General features: G+C 67.3%; 19 protein-coding genes and 1 tRNA gene. 9 read left to right on the top strand and 11 right to left on the bottom strand.

Going from position 1 to position 18109, the window contains the following annotated elements; genetic code table 11:
- Window positions 1–178 precede the first annotated feature (178 nt).
- Window positions 179–640: a hypothetical protein gene (locus tag OTER_RS08660; protein WP_012374520.1), complete on the top strand. Its 462-nt coding sequence runs from the start codon at window positions 179–181 to the stop codon at window positions 638–640.
- Window positions 641–862: 222 nt separating this feature from the next.
- Here OTER_RS08660 and OTER_RS08655 read toward each other — a convergent pair.
- Window positions 863–947, bottom strand: a tRNA-Leu gene (locus OTER_RS08655).
- Between the two features lie 461 nt (window positions 948–1408).
- Between OTER_RS08655 and OTER_RS25110 the strand changes: the two genes are divergently transcribed.
- From OTER_RS25110 to OTER_RS08640, 3 genes are all read left to right on the top strand, one after another.
- Window positions 1409–1585 (top strand): DUF1328 domain-containing protein, encoded by a 177-nt coding sequence (locus OTER_RS25110; protein WP_012374519.1) that lies wholly within the window; start codon window positions 1409–1411, stop codon window positions 1583–1585.
- Window positions 1586–1635: 50 nt separating this feature from the next.
- A complete protein-coding gene (locus OTER_RS08645) occupies window positions 1636–2073 on the top strand; it encodes a hypothetical protein (RefSeq protein WP_012374518.1) in 438 nt (145 codons plus the stop codon).
- 341 nt (window positions 2074–2414) lie between these two features.
- Entirely contained in the window at window positions 2415–4319 is a 1905-nt protein-coding gene (locus tag OTER_RS08640) for a glycoside hydrolase family 127 protein (RefSeq protein ID WP_012374517.1), read from the top strand.
- Window positions 4320–4560: 241 nt separating this feature from the next.
- On the opposite strand, the gene OTER_RS08635 is transcribed toward OTER_RS08640, so the two are convergent.
- Complete coding sequence (locus OTER_RS08635; RefSeq protein WP_012374516.1) at window positions 4561–6093, bottom strand: aldehyde dehydrogenase family protein; 1533 nt, start codon at window positions 6091–6093, stop codon at window positions 4561–4563.
- Between the two features lie 213 nt (window positions 6094–6306).
- Here OTER_RS08635 and OTER_RS08630 point away from each other — a divergent pair, with 213 nt between their 5' ends.
- The gene (locus OTER_RS08630) at window positions 6307–6864 is read left to right on the top strand and encodes a DUF2937 family protein (RefSeq protein ID WP_012374515.1); all 558 of its coding nucleotides are present in this window, start codon (window positions 6307–6309) and stop codon (window positions 6862–6864) included.
- Between the two features lie 30 nt (window positions 6865–6894).
- On the opposite strand, the gene OTER_RS08625 is transcribed toward OTER_RS08630, so the two are convergent.
- Window positions 6895–7272 (bottom strand): hypothetical protein, encoded by a 378-nt coding sequence (locus OTER_RS08625; protein WP_012374514.1) that lies wholly within the window; start codon window positions 7270–7272, stop codon window positions 6895–6897.
- Between the two features lie 234 nt (window positions 7273–7506).
- Between OTER_RS08625 and OTER_RS08620 the strand changes: the two genes are divergently transcribed.
- Complete coding sequence (locus tag OTER_RS08620; protein WP_158305394.1) at window positions 7507–9003, top strand: outer membrane protein assembly factor BamB family protein; 1497 nt, start codon at window positions 7507–7509, stop codon at window positions 9001–9003.
- Window positions 9004–9281: 278 nt separating this feature from the next.
- Entirely contained in the window at window positions 9282–10127 is an 846-nt protein-coding gene (locus OTER_RS23950; protein ID WP_012374512.1) for a hypothetical protein, read from the top strand.
- 171 nt (window positions 10128–10298) lie between these two features.
- Here the strand turns inward: OTER_RS23950 and OTER_RS08610 are convergent, their stop codons facing one another.
- The 8 genes from OTER_RS08610 to OTER_RS23915 all read right to left on the bottom strand — a co-directional run bounded on the left by OTER_RS08610 (window position 10299) and on the right by OTER_RS23915 (window position 14719).
- On the bottom strand, window positions 10299–11579 hold the full coding sequence (locus tag OTER_RS08610; protein ID WP_012374511.1) for a serine hydrolase domain-containing protein: 1281 nt from the start codon (window positions 11577–11579) through the stop codon (window positions 10299–10301).
- 608 nt (window positions 11580–12187) lie between these two features.
- Window positions 12188–12631 (bottom strand): hypothetical protein, encoded by a 444-nt coding sequence (locus tag OTER_RS23945; RefSeq protein ID WP_148218053.1) that lies wholly within the window; start codon window positions 12629–12631, stop codon window positions 12188–12190.
- 27 nt (window positions 12632–12658) lie between these two features.
- Window positions 12659–12868: a hypothetical protein gene (locus tag OTER_RS23940; RefSeq protein ID WP_052300334.1), complete on the bottom strand. Its 210-nt coding sequence runs from the start codon at window positions 12866–12868 to the stop codon at window positions 12659–12661.
- Between the two features lie 6 nt (window positions 12869–12874).
- A complete protein-coding gene (locus OTER_RS23935; protein WP_052300333.1) occupies window positions 12875–13345 on the bottom strand; it encodes a hypothetical protein in 471 nt (156 codons plus the stop codon).
- Window positions 13346–13351: 6 nt separating this feature from the next.
- On the bottom strand, window positions 13352–13531 hold the full coding sequence (locus OTER_RS23930; RefSeq protein WP_148218052.1) for a hypothetical protein: 180 nt from the start codon (window positions 13529–13531) through the stop codon (window positions 13352–13354).
- A gap of 60 nt (window positions 13532–13591) precedes the next feature.
- Window positions 13592–13855: a hypothetical protein gene (locus OTER_RS23925; RefSeq protein ID WP_052300331.1), complete on the bottom strand. Its 264-nt coding sequence runs from the start codon at window positions 13853–13855 to the stop codon at window positions 13592–13594.
- A gap of 6 nt (window positions 13856–13861) precedes the next feature.
- On the bottom strand, window positions 13862–14125 hold the full coding sequence (locus OTER_RS23920; RefSeq protein WP_052300330.1) for a hypothetical protein: 264 nt from the start codon (window positions 14123–14125) through the stop codon (window positions 13862–13864).
- A 117-nt stretch (window positions 14126–14242) separates the two neighbouring features.
- A complete protein-coding gene (locus OTER_RS23915; protein ID WP_052300329.1) occupies window positions 14243–14719 on the bottom strand; it encodes a hypothetical protein in 477 nt (158 codons plus the stop codon).
- 73 nt (window positions 14720–14792) lie between these two features.
- On the opposite strand from OTER_RS23915, the gene OTER_RS23910 reads away from it, so the two are divergent.
- Window positions 14793–16832 carry a hypothetical protein gene (locus OTER_RS23910; protein WP_158305393.1) on the top strand — a complete coding sequence of 680 codons (2040 nt, stop codon included), beginning with the start codon at window positions 14793–14795 and terminating at the stop codon, window positions 16830–16832.
- Window positions 16833–16893: 61 nt separating this feature from the next.
- Window positions 16894–18057 (top strand): hydrolase, encoded by a 1164-nt coding sequence (locus tag OTER_RS08575; protein WP_012374509.1) that lies wholly within the window; start codon window positions 16894–16896, stop codon window positions 18055–18057.
- Window positions 18058–18109: the final 52 nt, after the last annotated feature.

The raw sequence follows: 18109 nt of genomic DNA, 5'->3' as shown, positions 1-18109 counted from the left end.
CGCGCAACGCTCGACGGTCGCTCATCCTTCCGGCCCGCCCGGCGGTCGGGTCCCACCTTTTCAACAGGGGTCGCCCGCCACGAATCCGCACCGCGGCCGTACGAAGATAGTGCAAGCAAAGGCGAATTTTCGGCAAGGAAGGAGAAGCGTGCCTGCCTTCACCCAGTAAACTTGACCAATGACACCCGGTTTCCTCGAAGCTCTTTGTGCCCGCCAGCCTCAGATTCGGGAACACTGGGCTGTCCTGTTGCGGATCGAGCCGGCCAACAGTCCGCTCGCGCTGCCGGATACGTTGGTGCACCTGATCCCGGATTCGGTGCAAAAAATCCTGGCGGCGGTCGGCAAGCGCTCGCCGGGCAAGCTGACGCTGCAGACCGCGCACGCGATCCAAGTACCGGTGTGCGGCTGCAATCGGAATCCGTATCTCGCCTACTTCAAGGCCGGCGAACAGGCTTTGCTTGAGGCCGCCGTCACGCTGCAAGCCGAGCAACCGCTGCATCGCAGCACCGAGCAGGACTTGGCGGAGCTGGTCGCCGCGACGCGCCGGTTTGCCGCCGAGGAGATCGAGGCGTTTTGCGGCATCTGCACGCACCGCGGCGAGGAGGCCGGCTGCCGGCATTTCGCCGGCGCCCACGCCTGAGCACGGAGCGGTCGGCCGCGCGGTCCTGCAGCATCATCTGGCAACAAAGGGGCGGTGACGCAGCCCCTTCGGCCGGCGTTGTGTCTCGGGACCGGCTGGGAGGACGCCCCGCTGAGGGAGTCCAGCTTGGTCCTTCGATCATTGGCGCAAACAGGCGCCCTCCGATCGTCCGGCGCTCCTGTCAGGCTGGCGTGCCATCCGGAGCTCCGCAGCAGCGAAGAATGGTGCCCAAGGGGGGACTCGAACCCCCATGCGGTTAAGCACAGGCTTCTGAGACCTGCGTGTCTACCAATTCCACCACCTGGGCGCAGCGGGAGGGGCAAAACATACGTCCGCCCCGTGCGGGGCAAGAAAATAGATTGGCTGAGTTTTGGCGCCCGCGGCTCGGTCCCCGTGTCTGATAACAGCGGGCAACCCTTTCTCGACCCAGCGCGGGCCAGCTTGTCAAACGTCGCGCCCGCCGCAGAGCGCACCAGATGTGCAAACACAGAATTCACAGAAGGCTGCCGCGACCGCCCGTCTGCCTCGCATACGGTCGGTGTCGGCGCGGGAGTGCTCCTTGCACGTCGCACGGCGGCGCGGCTTCCGCCGCCGCAAATTGCATCGAATCCCCGCGCGCTGCGAGGACTGCGGCACGGGCACCGTATTTTTAAACAACTGATTTCCTGCGGGTTAAGCCGCAACAAAGCCAGACTGGCATCGCTCAAGCAAGACGGGGCCCGGCGTTGGCGCGTCGCCAGCGTTCTCACCCTCAACTCGGCCGCCCCTATGCTTCGTTGGATCATTACGTTTCTCATCATCGCTCTCATCGCCGGGGTCTTCGGCTTCACCGGCGTCGCCGGCGCGGCGACCGACGTCGCGCGTATCCTGTTCTACATTTTCCTGGTGCTGCTGCTGGTCGCGATCATCGCGGGCCTGTTTCGCGGCTCGCCGCCGGCTCCGTGAAGGATTCAGCGGCCACGCTTGGCTTCCCTCATCTCACCCAATCCCTACCTATGAAATCGACCAAACTATCCTTCCTCTCGCTCACCAGCATTCTCGCCGTCGGCACGGCGCTCCTTTTCACCGCCTGCTCCAAGACCGACAAGACCAGCAGCGGGACCTCCTCCGCCGTGACTCCGAGTACAGCCGGGACGACTGCCAGCAGCGCCACCACCGCGATGGCGGATCGCTGGGACAACGTTAAAGACTACACCTACGATCAGCGCAACGAGCTGAAGGCTAAGGCCGACGCCATGGCCGCAAGCATCGAGGCGCGGAGCGCGACGGCCAGCGGCACCGCTTCGCGGCAGCTCGCCGATGCCCGCGACGAACTCCGCAGCGCCAGCGCCGAGATCAGCAACGCGACCGCCGAGACGTGGGACGCCACCAAGGAACGCATCGGTCGCGCCTGGCAGAAAGCTGAGTCCGCCACCCAAAGTGTAGCTGAATAATCTCCCTTCATCTCGCGCAGCGTTCACGGCGCTGCGCCTTACCAAAATACCCCGCGAGCGACCGCCGCGGGGTGTTTTGTTTTTCTGGCGGGGCGTGTTCATCGGTAAGGTCCAGAAGTGAGCCCGGAAATTTCATGAACAGGAGTGAAGCTCCGTCCGAAATTTCCGTCCGCCTGCGGCGGAGCGACCTTGTCGCGGCTAGCCCCGACAGAGTCGGCCAGGAGGCGGATATTTCATGAAATATCCAGGCTAGCGCACACGCTGGCCCATCAGCCGCGTCGCTTTACGGTCTCGCAGGATCACAGTTGAGCGGCATCGCGGGCCGGCCCAGCGTTCGACGCATGAGCATCCCGCCCCGCCTGCTCCTGGTTTTCGTGAGCCTGTTCGCCACGGCGGGTTTCGCCGCCGACGACTACCCGATTCACCCGGTCCCCTTTTTCCAAGTCACGGTGCGCGACGATTTCTGGGCGCCGCGGATTCGCCGGAACCACGAGGTCACCATCCCGATCGCGCTAAAGCAGTGCTACGACACTGGGCGCGTGGACAACTTCCTGAAAGCCGCCCACGTAATGCCGGGCGAGTTTGGAACCGAGTTTCCCTTCGATGACACCGACATCTACAAGATTCTCGAGGGCGCCAGCTACTCGCTCCAGACGTTCCCCGATCCGAAGCTCGAGGCGGAGGTCGACAAGCTGATCGAGATCATCCGTGCGGCGCAGGAGCCGGACGGCTATCTCTACACGTCGCGCACGATCAACCCGCACAAGCTCCACAAGTGGATAAGCGCGAAACGGTGGGAGGCCGATCCCAAGCTCAGCCATGAGCTCTACAACTGCGGCCATCTCTACGAAGCCGCCGCGGCTCATTTCCAGGCAACGGGCAAGCGCACGCTGCTCGACATCGCGCTGAAGAACGCGGATCTGCTTTGCCACGACTTTGGCCCGGGCCGCGCGGCGTATTATCCCGGACACCAGATCGTAGAGATGGGGCTGGTGAAGCTCTATCGCGTCACCGGCAAGCGCGAGTACCTCGATCTCGCAAAATATTTCCTCGATATCCGCCACGGCGGCGAAACCTACAATCAGGCGCACCTTCCGGTCACCGAGCAGAAGGAGGCGGTGGGGCATTCCGTCCGCGCCACCTACATGTTCGCCGGAATGGCCGATGTCGCTGCGCTCACCGGCGATCGCGCCTACCTCAAGGCGACCGACGCGATCTGGGACGACATCGTGTGGCGCAAACTCTATCTCACCGGCGGTATCGGTGCGGTGGGCGGACACGAAGGCTTTGGCGGCGCCTACGAGCTGCCCAACGCGAAAGCCTACAATGAAACCTGCGCCTCGATCGGGATGGTTTACTGGAATGCCCGCGAATTCTACCTACACGGCCAGGCGCGCTATTTCGACGTGCTCGAACGCACGCTCTACAACGGCGTGCTTTCGGGCGTGTCGCTAAGCGGCGATCGCTTCTTCTATCCCAATCCGCTCGCCGCCGACGGCAAGATCGTGCGTCAAGCCTGGTTCGGCTGCGCGTGTTGCCCGAGCAACATCTGCCGGTTCATCCCGTCCATTCCCGGCTACGTCTACGCGACCACGCCCGAGCGGGTGTATGCCAACCTGTACGTCGGCAGCGAAGCCACGCTGCGCTTCGGCTCCCACGCGGTCCGGTTGACCCAGCGCACTGCGTATCCGTGGTCCGGCGATGTCGAGATCGTGGTCGATCCAGCCGGCCAGGAGCCGGCGGGCGAGTTTGAGCTGGCGCTGCGGATTCCGGGGTGGGCGCGCGACGAAGCGATTCCGAGCGACCTGTATGCGTTTGCCAATCCGGCTGTCGGACACGCGGTGGTGACGGTGAACGGCAAGCCGGTCACGCCGACGATGGAGCACGGTTACGCGGTGCTGCGCCGGTCGTGGCAGGCTGGCGATCGCGTGCAGCTCGCGCTGCCAATGGAAATTCGACTGGTCAAGGCGCACGCCTCGATTGCCGACGACGTGGGCCGGTTCGCGCTGCACCGCGGCCCGCTGGTTTATTGCGTCGAAGGTGTCGATCTCGGCGGTTCTGCGCTCGCCGCCCAACTCCCGCCGCTGGAGACGCTGCGGGCCGAGCGGCGCGATGCGCTTCTCGACGGTATCACGGTCATCACGGCCGAGGACGGCCCGTTCACCGCTATCCCGTATTTCGCGTGGGCGAACCGCGCCCCTAGCGAGATGGCCGTGTGGCTCGAGCCCGCCGCGACCAGTCGCTGAGTTCGCGTCTGACGCGGGCGCACGACTGACGGCCGGGGTCAACGACCCCGGCTACAAACAGCGCAAGGGCGGGACCGTCGGGCCCGCCGACCTCTTTCTGCACGCGGCGGTCCTCCGGGCCCGCCAGGCGGACGGGCCCTACCTCCTGATCAGCCCGCAAACCGTGTCGGAGGCCCTGCTTTCGTCGCGAGGCCTCCGCTCTCGGCTCTAGACTCTCAGCTCTAGACTTCCGGCTCTCTCCTCATCCTCCGCCCCATGGACCCGCGATCGCCTGGGCGTTCTGCGGATACTCCCGCGGCGTGTGCTGGATGGTGATCCAGTGATCCGTCGTGAACGCATCGACGGCCCACTTGCCGTTGAACCGGCCGATGCCCGAGTTCTTCTCGCCGCCAAATGGACTGAACGGCAGATCGTTGACGGACTGGTCGTTGATGTGCGTCATGCCGGCTTCGACTCGCCGCGCGAACCGCAGTCCACGTTCGACGTCGCGCGTGAACACCGCGCTGGACAACCCGTAGCTCGTGTCGTTCGCCAGTCGGAGTGCGTCCTCCTCGCCGTGCGCCCGGACCATCGGCGCGATCGGCCCGAAGATCTCCTCGTGCGCCAAGGGATGCTCGTTCGGCACATCGCCGAACACGTGCGGCGGGAGCACCAGTCCCGAAGCGTCGGACCCCAGCAACTCCTCGAGTCCGTCCGCGCGAGCTTGGCGGATCTTCTTCTGCAGTCCGTCGAACTGCGACTGGTTGATGATCGGACCGATCAGGGTGTCGGGTTTGTTTGGATCGCCCACGCGCAGCGCGCGCACGCGGTCGACGAAACCATGCACGAACTCGTCGTAAACGGCGTCATCGACGATAAACCGGTTCGCGATCATGCAAATCTGGCCTTGGTGGAGAAATTTCCCGAACACCGCCGCCTCGATCGCGTGTTCGATGTCGGCATCGTCGAGCACGACGAACGGACTGTTGCCGCCGAGCTCGAGCTCGAGCCGCTTGATCACCGCCGCTTCCATCGCCAATCGCCCGATCCGGCGGCCCACCGGCGTCGACCCGGTAAACGAGATCACGCGCGGCACCGGATGCGTCACGAAGTCGTCGCCGATCTCGCTGCCGGCGCCCACGACGACGCTCAACACGCCCTCCGGCAGCCCGGCTTCCTCGAGCAATTTCGCGAACAGCAGCCCGCCCGTGATGGGCGTGTCGCTGGCTGGCTTCACGACGACCGCGTTCCCCACCGCGAGCGCCGGGAAGAGTGAACGCGCGGTGAGTTGCAGCGGCCAGTTCCACGGACTGATCACGCCGACCACGCCCACTGGTTGGCGGTAAACGCGGCTCTCCTTGCCCGGCAGGTCGCTCGGCACGATCCGACCTTCAACGAGGTGCGGCAGCGTTGTCGCCTCCAGCGCGACCGCGTGCACCGCCGCCCACTCGAGCGTGCCCTTGATTCGCGTGCCGCCGGATTCGCGAATGATCCAGGAAACGATTTCCTCGTGCCGCGCTTCCATGATCGCGGCGACACGCTGCAGCACCGCAGCGCGTTCGCCCGGCAGGCGAGCCGCCCAATCGCGTTGGGCAGCCGCGGCGGAGCGATACGCCTCATCGAGGTCCTTTTTGCTCGCCTGGGGAATCTCGACCAGCGTCTCGCCCGTGTAAGGATCGAGATCGCGCTGCACGCGCTGACTCGTGCCGGTGCGCCAGCGCCCGGCGATGAATTGCTGCTCGAAGTCGGCGTAATGCGCCGGGGCTTCGGTCGAGGGTTGTGCCAACGTTGCCATGAAAAAGCCTTTCTCGTTTGGTTCGGTAGAAACGCGGAACCTAGCACGCGCGCAGCGGCCGCTCCATCGAGCAGGCGGCGGCTGTCGCGATGGTGAATTTCCGGCGCAGCCCGCGCCGGATTCTCCGACGAATGCCTGCGGCGCCGCCGCGTCGGTGAACAGCGCTCGCGTCCCGTAGATGGCCGCTTGCGTTCGCGTCGTCCGAAAAACACCATGCCGCCGATGAAGATTGGCCGTGCCTTACTCGGCGCCGGGGACGGTGTGCTCGACCGCGTGCTGTGCGTGATCGGCACGCTGCTTTTTTCACAGGCGCCGGAGTTCATGCAACAGTACCTGCAACGACTCGGCGGCCACCTGGACGAGGCGCGCCGGCAACTCGCTCAGTTCCAGCGTGTCGCCGATCAGTCCGGCGTCACGCTTGAGCAGCTGATCCGGCAGACCAGCGCCAACACCGACGCGGCGGTCGCCAAACTTGGGGGCGTGATGAGCCATGCGGTTTCCCGCGTGCAGGAGTTGCAGACGGCTCAGACCGCGATCCAGAACGCGACGATCTGGGAGAAGCCCTTCGTGTTTCTGCGGCACGTCGACACCAGCATCGCGAGCGCCACGTGGGAAATCTACCGGCCCGCGGTCCCGACGACGGTCGAGGGTTTGGTCTACGCGGCGATCGGCATGCTCGTGCTGCTCGCGCTGTATCACGGCGCCGTTCGCTATCCCGCCATTCGCGTGGCTCGGGCGCGTCGCCGGCGACTCAGCGCGCAACACGCCTGATCGCTGCGATCAGCGCGTCGCGCGGAGATCCTAAGCCTGCGGCTCGAAGCCGGTGCGCACGGCGACGTCGACTGCGAGCAGATTGCCGTCGGCGCCACGCTTGAGGGTGACGCTCACTTTGTCTCCAACCATGACATCGGCCAACCGGATCGTTTCCGCGCCTTTCTTGATCGAGGTCGTTCGACTGACCCGAACCATCTGCAACTCGGACCCACGGCTCAGCACGGTGAAGCCCAGTTCGTTTCGGGCGATGACTTCACCCTGCAGCAGGAACTCGTGACTGGTCACGACGGGAGTCGCCGCCCGCGGCGCATCGGTCTGCGCGCGCGTTGCTGAAGCGGATGCCGCCAACGCGGCGACAACGAATGCCAGGCTGGCGACGAACGGGAAAGGACGGCGGGTTTTCATGGCAAAGGACGGCGGATGCCGCGTCAGCCGCTTCGTCGAAACGCCTCGCGCTTTGTTCCGGCGGTAGGACCGGAATCACGAGCGGACGCCAGAAGTCCGGGATTCCCCGATTCGTCTTTTCCGGAAATGCTCGACGAGCGTCGCCATGTCGGTGCCGCGCACGAACGCACGCCGCGGAAAGCCGTCCGGGGAATCCGGTTTGCCAACCGAGCGAGAACCGCGTTGAACGGCGCCATGGCCCTGGCTCTGCGTTTTCTCTTGTTCGTCTGTGGCTGCGCCGGCCTCGCGCTCGCCGCACCCGCCGACGTCGCAACGCCAGTGTTCGAAGGCGTCTGGACCGGCGAAATCATCGCCCCAAATACGCGGACGGAGTTCGGCCTCGCATTCACGTCCACCTCCGACGGCGTGCTCGTCAGCGTACACTTCCCCGCAATGTTCCTGCACAGCGCGAACTTCGGCGCAGCGGACATCCACGGATCCGCATTCACGCTCCGCCCGCTCGATCTTTCGCTCTCGCTCGCGGACGACCGGCTGACCGGCACCTTCGGGCCCGCGAAACTGCGCGTCGAGTTGCGCCGCGGCGGCGAGTTCACTCCGCCTCCGCCCGAGCCGGTCTATCCCGCCGCGCCGGCTCCGACGTGGACGCGGAAGCTCGACGCCGGCGTGTGGGCCAGTCCCGCGGGCTTTGCGGAATTCGTCTATGTCGCCGCGATCGATGGCAAGGTCCACGCGCTGCGCGCCACCGACGGCAGCGAGGTGTGGACATGGACGGGATCGCGCGCGCTCTACGGCGCGCCATTGGCGACGCAGGATTCCGTTTATGTGCTTGATGCTCACGCCGAGTTGGTCGCGCTCTCGCGGCTCGACGGCACGCTCCGCTGGCGAACGCCCCTGCTTCCCGCGGGGGCGAGCCTCCCGGAAAACCCCACGTTCAATCACCGCGCCGCGGCGCCGGTGATCGACACGAAAGGCGTGCTCTACGTTGGCTCGCCCGATGGAGGCGTGCATGCGATCCGCGCCCGCAACGGCCGCCCGATCTGGCGCTACGACGCCCGCGCACCGATCTACGCCCCACTCGGTCTTGACGGCAACGACCTCCTCGTCGGCACCTTCGACGGCACGGTGATCACCCTCGATCGCCGCAGCCGGCGCGAATCGATGCGCACCACCCTGGGTGGCGCGGTGGTTTCCACGCCGGTGGTGATCGGCGACCGGATCGTCGTCGGCGCACGTGATTACCTGCTCTACGGGCTCGACCGTTCAGGTCGTGTGGCCTGGCGAAACACGTTCTGGTTCTCGTGGGTGGAATCGACGCCGCGCGTGGTCGACGGCATACTTTACCTCGGCGGATCGGACTATCGCCGGGTGAGCGCGTTGGATCCGCGGACGGGCGAACAAAAATGGGCCACGGACGTCGGCGGTTTGTCGTGGGGCACGCCGGTGGTCTCCGGCGGAACCGTTTTCGCCGCAACGGCGGGCCAAAACATCGCCGGCACCGTGCTCAAGCATATCGGCGCGATCGTCGCCTTGAACCGCCAGACCGGCGCGCCGCTCTGGCGTCATGTCGTGCCCGACGGCCCGCGCGGCGGGTTCAGCGGTTTTACCGGCTCGCTGCTGCTAACTGAGGGGAAACTCATCGGCGCCGCCGTTGACGGTACCCTGCTTGCGTTTTCGGTGGGCGCGACGGCGCCCGCGCTCCCCGCGCAGCCATCTCGCAGCGCAAGCCGCTGAAACTAGCGAAGCCGGCCAGCCGGCCGGACGATCGTTGATCGGTGTCAGCCTGCGGGTTTCCCCGATAGCCGCCACGCAGCTGAAACTCGCTTCCGACTACGAGGCTTACGCTCAAGCCGTCGCTTCGGTTGAAACCGCATCGCAAAATGCGGTTCAAAGCACGGCGCAACCTTAAGGCTGAGCTCTGGCCATCCTTCCTGCTCTTCAACGACCCGCCTCGGGGAGTATCGGCTCCCCGGGGCGCCTTCACCCTCACTCCGGGGCTCCCCTCCTCCGCTATGAAAAACCTCCCCCGCTCCATCCTCACTGTCCTGACGCTCACAAGCGCGAGCGCCTTGGGCCAAACCCAGCCGCCGGCCGACTCGGCGCCGGCGACGCCCTCCGCCACGGCGACGCCCGCGCCCGCTGTCACCACCACGCCGCCTGCGGTCGTGAAGCTCGGTTCGGGTTTCAGCTACATTCGCGGCGATTTCGGCTTCACGCAGGACACGGAGCTCTGGTCCGTGCCCGTCAACGTTTCCTACGACCTGCCGCGCTGGTCGCTCAAGGCGGCCTTCTCGTGGCTCAGCATCAAAGGTCCCGCCAATATCGCCAGCGGCTCCGCGCCCGTCGGCGGCGCGCCGCGCCCGACTTCGTCGACAGAATCCGGCATCGGCGACACGTCGCTCGCCGCGACGTTTCACGCGCACGACGTGCCGGGCGACGTGAAGGTCGACCTAACCGGTCGGGTAAAGCTGCCCACGGCGGACGAAGACAAGGGCCTCGGCAGCGGCGAAACCGACTACTACGTGCAGACGGATCTCAGCCAGACCTTCGGCCAGGTGACCGTTTTCGCCACGCTCGGATACCGTTTCATGGGCAGCAACGCGACGAATCCGCTGAAGGACGGCCCGTTCGCGACCGCGGGTGCCGCCTACGCGATGGCCGGCGGCAAGGCGGTCGTCGGCGCGGCCTACGACTGGCAGAGCCGCACGCTCGCCGGCGCCGATCCTGGCAGCAATCTCATCGGTTTCATCGCCACCAGCCCTAACGATCGCTGGACCCTCGTCGGCTTCGGGCTCGTGGGATTCAACGACGCGAGCCCCGAGCTCGGTCTCGGCGGGCTGGCGACCTACAAGTTCTAGCGCGGCGCCGTAGTCGCTGACGCCGCGCGGACCTGACCGATGTTCGTATTGCGACCATCCGGTGCGGCACCTCCAGGGCTGCGTCAGCCCGCGATCAGCACCGACGAGCCAGACCGCTGCTCTTGGCTTTGCGCTCTCAGCTCTAGACCCTGAGCCCTAGGCTCTCGCCCCTCACTTCACCAGCGCCTGATAGGTGAGCACCTTGAACTGTTGGTTTAGGTTGAGTCCGCCCGCGGGCATCAGCTGCGTCATGAGGATCGCAACCATCCGCTCCTTCGGATCGACGACATACTGAGGATAGTAGGCGCTGCCCCAGCCATACGCGCCCGCGCTGCTGAGCTCGCCGTAGAAACCGGGATCGTCGTTCACCCAGAACCCAAGCCCGAACGCGCTCGTGTCCCGCCGGTATTTGTCTCCGGTGTGGTTTGCGTGCATCAGCTCCACCGTCTTTGGGCTGAGGACGCGCACGCCGTCGAGTTCGCCGCCGTTCAGCAACATCTGGAGGAACCGGCCGTAGTCGGTGATCGTCGAGAGCAGCCCGGCGCCGCCGGAGAAACATTTCCGCGGGCCGTGCACATAGGCACTCGTCTCCGCGGTTTCCCGCAACACCAGCTTGCCGTTCTCGATTCCGTAAACGTTCGCCAACCGGTCCGCCTTTTCCGGTGGCAGAAAGAAGCATGTGTCTTTCAAGCCAAGCGGACGGCAGATCCGCTCCTCGATGAACCGGTCGAGCGGCTGGCCCGACACCACTTCGACGAGCCGGCCCAGCACATCCGTGCTGTAGCCGTACTGCCAGCTCTCGCCCGGCTGGCCGTGCAGCGGCAGCGTCGCGAGCCGGTCGATCGCCTGCCCGATCGTCTCGTCGCGATCGGCGAAATACCAGCCCTGCAACTTCGCCGCCTTGTAGGCATCCGCCGCGAGATCGTAGCCGTAGGTCAGCCCCGCCGTATGGGTTAGCAAATCGCGGATCTGAATCGGCCGCTTCGCTTTTTCGGTGACGTAGCTCACGTCCGCCGGCGATCCGGCCGGCGGCGGCACCGCCACGACGGAGTTCGCGAACGCCGGCAGATATTTCGAGAGCGGATCGCGCAGCATGAAATGGCCCTCCTCGTAAAGGATCATCACCGCGACCGTCGTCACGGCCTTGCTCATCGAGGCGATCCGGAAGATCGCGTCGGTTTGCATCGGCTTGTGCCGCTCGAGGTCCTGCAGCCCGTAGGCCTTCAACTGCGCAGGTTTCCCGTCGCGGGTGATCAACACCACCGCGCCCGCCAGCCGGCCGGCATCGATGTTGTCCTGCACCGCGGCATCGAGTCGCTGCAACCGCGCCGGGTCGAAGCCGAGCGCCGCAGCCGGCGAGGGCTCCACGGCGGGCACCGGCGTCAACGACACCAGCGCGATCATCCCGGCCAGCAGCACGGCCGGCAACCGAGCGAACGAAATCACATTCATCGCTCCAGCCAACTTCGCCTGGGTCTGCAGGGCAAAACCTAAACGGTCGAACACTCCGGCCCGTATCGGTGGCCGACCTTTGGGACCGGGGAGATTACTCCTCACCGGGAACGATGGGGCGATGTCCGAATCACCTCCCGGAGCGGCTGCTCGGGCCCATCCGGTAAAATTCCTCTCCGCTGTTCTCGGCCGTGCGGCGGTGCGCTTCGACGCCGCGTATCTTCATGGAGACCCGCACGCTCGGGTTCCTGTCGCCCATCGTGCGTTGCGCGCTGCGGAGGACCGACGGTTTTGCGGCGCCACGCCTACTCGGGTGAGCCCGAATCTTTTGCCTGAACTGATGAGGACCCGGAGGTCTTATCGCGAATGCCTTCGCACCGCGCCGTGAAAAAGGTCAAGACACGCCCTGTTCCTTTCGTCCTCATCGCCTCGCTGCTTGCGCCCGCCGCGCTCGCCCAATCCACCGGCGGAGTGCTGCAAGCCGTGAACAACGCCACGAACGCTGCCAAAAACGCGAGCCGTGCCGCGTCCAACGCCGCGAACAACGCAGCTCACGCCGCCACCAACGCGGCGAAGCACGCGTCGGATTCCGCGGCCAACGCTGCGAATCAGGCGACGCAGGCCGCGAACAACGCCGCCGATGCGGCAGCGACCGCCGCGTCCAATGCCGCCAACACCGCTGCGAGCGCGGCCACCAATGCCGCCAGCAACGCAACCAATGCTGCTGATGCAGCTGCCAACGCCGCCAATTCCGCAGTCAGCGCCGCCAGCAACGCGGCGACGACCGCCACGAACGCTGCCCAGAGCGCCACGACGGCCGCCAGTGCAGCGACCGACGCGGCAAGCAATGCTGCCAACGCGGCCACGAATGCGGCGAACACCGCGAGCACGGCGGCCGCGAGCGCCGCCGATGCAGCGACGAATGCGGCCGCCGCCGCAACGAACGCAGCGAGCACTGCCACCACCGCCGCTTCCAATGCCGCCGATGCCGCAACCACCGCCGCGACCGCTGCGTCGAATGCGGCCAATACAGCAACGACGGCAGCGAGCAATGCGGCGAATGCCGCGACGAACGCAGCTCAGACCGCGACGAATGCTGCGTCCAACGCCAGCGACGCGGCGACCAATGCCGCCAACGTCGCGACAAACGCAGCGAGCACCGCCGCCACCGCCGCTTCCAATGCCGCCGACGCCGCAACCAACGCCGCGACCGCGGCAACGAATGCGGCCAACACGGCGACGCGGGCGGCGTCGAATGCCGCCCAAACGGCAACGACCGCTGCGAACAACGCTTCTCAAGCCGCGTCGAACGCAGCGAGCACCGCCGCCGACGCCGCAACCAACGCCGCGACCGCGGCCACGAATGCGGCCAACACCGCCACGACCGCCGCAACGAGCGCAGCCAGCACGGCGACGAACGCTGCGAGCAATGCTGCTGAAGCCGCGTCGAACACAGCGAACACCGCCGCCACGGCTGCCACCAACGCCGCCACCACCGCTGCCGCGGCGGCGAGCAACGCCACGAACGCTGCGTCCAACGCAGCCCAGACCGCCACCACCGCCGCGTCCAACGCCGCTGACGCAGCAACCAACGCTGCGACCGCGGCCACGAATGCGGCCAACACCGCCGCGACCGCTGCGACGAACGCGGCGAACACAGCGACTAACGCGGCTTCGAATGCGGCCCAAACGGCAACGAACGCTGCGAGCAATGCGACGAGCGCCGCGTCGAACGCAGCCGCCGCTGCAACAAACGCCGCCTCCACCGCTGCTCAAACAGCGACGACCGCAGCTTCCAATGCGGCGAACACCGCCGCCAGTGCCGCAACAAACGCCGCGAACACCGCCACAACAGCGGCGAGCAACGCGGCCGACGCCGCAACCACTGCTGCGAACGCAGCAACGAATGCGGCCAATACTGCCGCAACCGCCGCAACGAACGCCGCGAGCACGGCCGGTAACGCGGCTTCGAACGCAGCCCAAACCGCGGCGAACGCTGCGAGCAACGCTTCTCAGGTCGCTTCAAGTGCGGCAACCACGGCCGCCAACGCCGCCACCACCGCTACGGCGGCGGCGAACAACGCCACGAATGCGGCGTCCAACGCGGCCCAGACCGCCACCACTGCCGCTTCCAACGCAGCCGACGCTGCAACCACCGCCGCGAACGCAGCAACGAATGCGGCCAATACTGCCGCAACCGCCGCAACGAACGCCGCGAGCACGGCGAGCAACGCCGCCTCGAACGCAGCCCAAACGGCGACGAACGCTGCGAGCAACGCTTCTCAGGTCGCTTCAAGTGCGGCAACCACGGCCGCCAACGCCGCCACCACCGCTACGGCGGCGGCGAACAACGCCACGAATGCGGCGTCCAACGCGGCCCAGACCGCCACCACTGCCGCTTCCAACGCAGCCGACGCTGCAACCACCGCTGCGAACGCAGCCACGAATGCGGCCAATACTGCCGCAACCGCCGCAACGAACGCCGCGAGCACGGCGAGCAACGCCGCCTCGAACGCAGCCCAAACGACGACGAATGCTGCGAGCAATGCTTCTCAAGCCGCATCAAACGCAGCGAACACCGCGGCCACTGCTGCCGCCAACGCGGCCAATACGGCAACGACCGCGGCGAGCAACGCCGCCCAGACCGCTTCAGGTGCCGCGAGCTACGCTGCCGACGCGGCTTCGAATGCCGCGACCACCGCCGCGAACGCGGCCAACACGGCGAGCAACGCCGCCTCGGCGGCGTCCAACGTAGCCTCGCAAGCTGCATCGACTGCTTCCAATGCCGCGAGCAATGCGGTGGACGCGGCCACGAACGCCGCAACGACCGCGAGTAACGCGGCATCGAACGCGGCCACCACGGCGGCAAACGCCGCCAACAATGCGGCCACGAACGCCTCGAATGCGGCCGGCAGCGCTGCCAACGCCGCCACCGTGGCGAGCAACGCCGCTGCAAACGCCTCGAACGCGGCAAGCCAGTCGGCCAACACCGCCACGAGCGCCGCAACGAATGCCGCGCAAACCGCGACCGCCGCGGCTTCGACCGCCACACAAGCCGCCGGCAACGCGAGCAACGCTGCATCCACCGCAGCCACCACGGCCGCCAACGCAGCCTCGAACGTCGGTGCCGCTGCCAGCAATGCATCTCACGCAGCCTCGAACGCCGCCCAGGCCGCCACCGACGCCGCCGCGCAAGCGGCTTCGGCCGCCAACGTGGCTGCCACCGCTGCCAGCACTGCCGTCGATGCCGCCGCCAGCGCCGGCAATCTCGTCACCAACGTTTCGAGCACGGCTTCAAACGTCGCTTCCAACGCGGTCAGCGTAGCGGCCGATTCCGCCGCGAAGGCCGCGACCGCTGCCTCCGACGCCGCCACCGCAGCTTCCACCGCGGCCACGAAAGCGTCCGAAGCCGCGACGACCGCGGCCACGGCCGCGAGCAACGCCGTGAGCAGCGCGGCCAGCACCGCCGGTTCTGCGGCGACGCAATCCGCCGAAATCGCTGCGCAAGCCGCGCAGACCGCGAGCACCTCGGCCGCGAAAGCAGCGGACGCTGCCACCGCCGCCGCGGATCACGCGACCAAAGCCGCCAGCACGGCCACCAGCGCAGCCGCGACCGTCGCCGCCAACGCCGCAACCACGGCCAGCCAGGCCGGCCGCTCCGCCTCGAACGCGGCAACCCAGGCCACACAGTCCGCGACCAAAGCCGCCGGCTCGGCGGCTTCGACCGCTACTCAGGCCGCGAGCAACGCTGCAAAATCGGTTGACGCCGTGGCGAGCAACGCAACTCAGGCCGCCTCCACCGCCGCCGACGCCGCGACGACGGCAACGGATTCGGCCACCGGCGCGGCGTCGAACGCCGCGGAAGTGGCGGCGACTGCGGCTGATCAGGCGGCCACCGCTGCGGCGACTGCGAGCGATGCCGCAGCGACCGCGGCCGATGCCGCGGCCACGGCGGCGAGCAACGCCACGAAGGCGGCCGTTGCGGTCACGGGTACCGCCGCCAGCGCCGGAGAAGCCGCGTCAACCGCCACGAAGGCCGTGGCTCAGGCCGCGGAGACCGCGGGCACTGCGGCGAACGCCGCCTCCGATGCCGCCAGCAGCGCGGCAGACGCGGCCGATTCCGCAGCGAAAGCAGCTGATGCCGCCGCCGGTGCTGCAACGGTCGCCGCCTCAGCGACGCAGTCGGGCGCGAAAGCCGCCACTCAGGCGTCGCAAGTCGCCTCGAACACGAGCACCTCCAGTGCTGCGAGCGCACACCAGGCCACACAGACAGCGCAGGTGGCGCAGACCGCGCGCAACGCCTCACGCGCTGGCACCACGGTCGCAAGTCACACCGCAAGCTCAGCGCCCACGGCCATGGCCAGCGCTCCCGCGACCGCGACGACCGTGACTCCTCTTTTCACCAGCCCGACACAAGGCACCGCCGCGCTCACCAGTGCGCCGGCGTCGGCCGGGTCGCAGCTCGCCGGTTCCAGCACCTTCAACGGAGCCAGCTCGTCCGCGACGCAGCAGACGGCGACTTCGCTGTCGCCGTCTGCTGACGTTGCTGCAGCAACGACGTTCTCCGCGCCGGCCACTGCACCCGCAGCCGGCGTCACGGCTGCTGCGCCCACGAGCACGCCGGCGGTGGCGACCCCGACGGTGACGGCCACGCCGCCGCCGGCCGTCGACACTCCCGCGAGCACGAATTCGTTCACCGTAGCGACTCCCGTTGCGCCCTCCGCACCTGCGCCGAGCGCGACGGATACATCATCGCCGCCAAGCTTCACGGGCGGATCACTGCGACCGCTCGCGACCGCGCGGCCCGGCGATGCAGGGGAACTCGGCTCCAATCTCGACACGCACAACACCGTGCAACAGCTCGTGCGTGCCGACTACGTACGGCTGAAGGCGATCCTCTCGCAGGTGAAGCAGAACATCAATGTGACGGCGACGTCAGTGGCACGGCTGCAAAACGCGATTTTCGTCCAGAATCAGTGGAAGCGCGAACAGCTGAAGCGTTCGGACGAACTCCGTTCGGTCGAGCCGCAACCGCTCCTCCGTCCCGCCGACGACGCGTTCGCGCAGGTTCGCGCGCGCGAGGCGATTTTGCGTGAGAGCATCGCCGCTGCCAGCATGGCGCCGCCGGAAAGCGCCGCCGCGGCCCAGGCCAAGGTGGCCGCAGACTACGAGGCCTACGCTCGTGCGGTGACGGTCGCCGAATCGTTTGCCCGCGCGGCGTCGCGCGCAGCGCTCGCGAACGCGATGCCGTAAGGAACCGGGTAAACCCGGCGCTTGCCCTCGTTCGCCGGCCGGCTTGGCTGTACGCCACGCCATGGACGAACCTGCGCTGCGCGATCTGCTCATCCGCTGGGCCAACATCAATTCCGGCAGCGGCCACGTCGCCGGGCTGGAGCGGATGCGCGCCGCGCTCGCCGCCGAGTTTGCCAAGCTCCGCGGAGCGCAGGTGGAAACGGTGCCGCTCGCCGGCACCGCGGCATGCGCGTTGCGCGTGCGGCAGCGCCCCGCTGCGCCACGGCAAGTTTTCCTGAGCGGTCACTACGACACGGTGTACGATGCGGGCCATCCGTTTCAAACGTGCCAGCTGCTGGACGCGCGGACGCTCGGCGGTCCGGGCGTCGCGGACATGAAGGGCGGCATCGTCATTCTGCTGGCGGCACTGCAGGCGTTCGAACGCACCGCGCAGGCCTCCGCGCTGGGCTGGGAGGTGCTGCTCACGCCCGATGAGGAAACGGGTTCGGTCGCGAGCCGTCCCGTCATCGAAGAGGCGGCGAAGCGATTTCCGTTCGCGCTGATTTTCGAACCGGCGCGAGAGAACGGCGACCTCGTAGAATCGCGCAAAGGCACGGGCATTTTCACCGTCACCTGCACCGGCCGGGCCGCGCACGCGGGCCGCGCGGCGAATGAGGGACGCAACGCCATCGTGGCGCTCGCTGAGTTTCTGGTGGCCGCGCATGCCGTGCCGGAAGATCTGCCCGGCGTGCTGCTGAACGTCGGGTCCGTGCAGGGCGGCGGGGCGGTTAACATCGTCCCCGACCGCGCGAGCGCCGAGATCAACATCCGGATCACCCGGGCGAACGACGCCGCCGCGGTGCTGGCGCGGTTGCACGAGCTCGCCGCCCCGATCAATGCGCGCGAAGGCTACCGACTCGAGATCGCCGGCCAGTTCAATCGACTGCCGTTGGAGGCGACGCCCACCAGTCGCGCGCTATTCGCCGCCTGGCAGCAATGCGCGCGCGACGTCGGCGCTGCGCCGTTCTCGTGGACCCACGTGGGCGGCGGATCCGACGGCAATCTTCTCGGCGCGGCCGGACTGCCCTGCCTCGACGGTCTCGGCGTCGTCGGCGGACACCTGCACAGCGCGTCCGAATACGCGCACCTGCCCAGCCTCGCCGAACGCGCACGCATCGCCGCGCGATTCCTGACCAAGCTCTCGCTGGACGAGGTGACGCTGCCCGTCGCAGCTGCTCGCACGTGAGAAGGCCAAGGTCTTCACTGTCCGCGCCGAGCGTTGCAGCCGGCGGGAAAAT

The sequence above is a fragment of the Opitutus terrae PB90-1 genome (assembly GCF_000019965.1).
Lineage (GTDB): Bacteria > Verrucomicrobiota > Verrucomicrobiia > Opitutales > Opitutaceae > Opitutus > Opitutus terrae.
The sequence above is the reverse complement of the archived record's forward strand: the minus strand, read 5'-3'. Positions and strand labels throughout refer to the sequence as shown.

Bases quoted from the DNA above. Each gene is read 5' to 3' on its own strand.
- OTER_RS08660 (WP_012374520.1), top strand. From the start codon at position 179: ATGACACCCGGTTTCCTCGAAGCTCTTTGTGCCCGCCAGCCTCAGATT.
- OTER_RS25110 (WP_012374519.1), top strand. From the start codon at position 1,409: ATGCTTCGTTGGATCATTACGTTTCTCATCATCGCTCTCATCGCCGGG.
- OTER_RS08645 (WP_012374518.1), top strand. From the start codon at position 1,636: ATGAAATCGACCAAACTATCCTTCCTCTCGCTCACCAGCATTCTCGCC.
- OTER_RS08640 (WP_012374517.1), top strand. From the start codon at position 2,415: ATGAGCATCCCGCCCCGCCTGCTCCTGGTTTTCGTGAGCCTGTTCGCC.
- OTER_RS08635 (WP_012374516.1), bottom strand. From the start codon at position 6,093: ATGGCAACGTTGGCACAACCCTCGACCGAAGCCCCGGCGCATTACGCC.
- OTER_RS08630 (WP_012374515.1), top strand. From the start codon at position 6,307: ATGCCGCCGATGAAGATTGGCCGTGCCTTACTCGGCGCCGGGGACGGT.
- OTER_RS08625 (WP_012374514.1), bottom strand. From the start codon at position 7,272: ATGAAAACCCGCCGTCCTTTCCCGTTCGTCGCCAGCCTGGCATTCGTT.
- OTER_RS08620 (WP_158305394.1), top strand. From the start codon at position 7,507: ATGGCCCTGGCTCTGCGTTTTCTCTTGTTCGTCTGTGGCTGCGCCGGC.
- OTER_RS23950 (WP_012374512.1), top strand. From the start codon at position 9,282: ATGAAAAACCTCCCCCGCTCCATCCTCACTGTCCTGACGCTCACAAGC.
- OTER_RS08610 (WP_012374511.1), bottom strand. From the start codon at position 11,579: ATGAATGTGATTTCGTTCGCTCGGTTGCCGGCCGTGCTGCTGGCCGGG.
- OTER_RS08575 (WP_012374509.1), top strand. From the start codon at position 16,894: ATGGACGAACCTGCGCTGCGCGATCTGCTCATCCGCTGGGCCAACATC.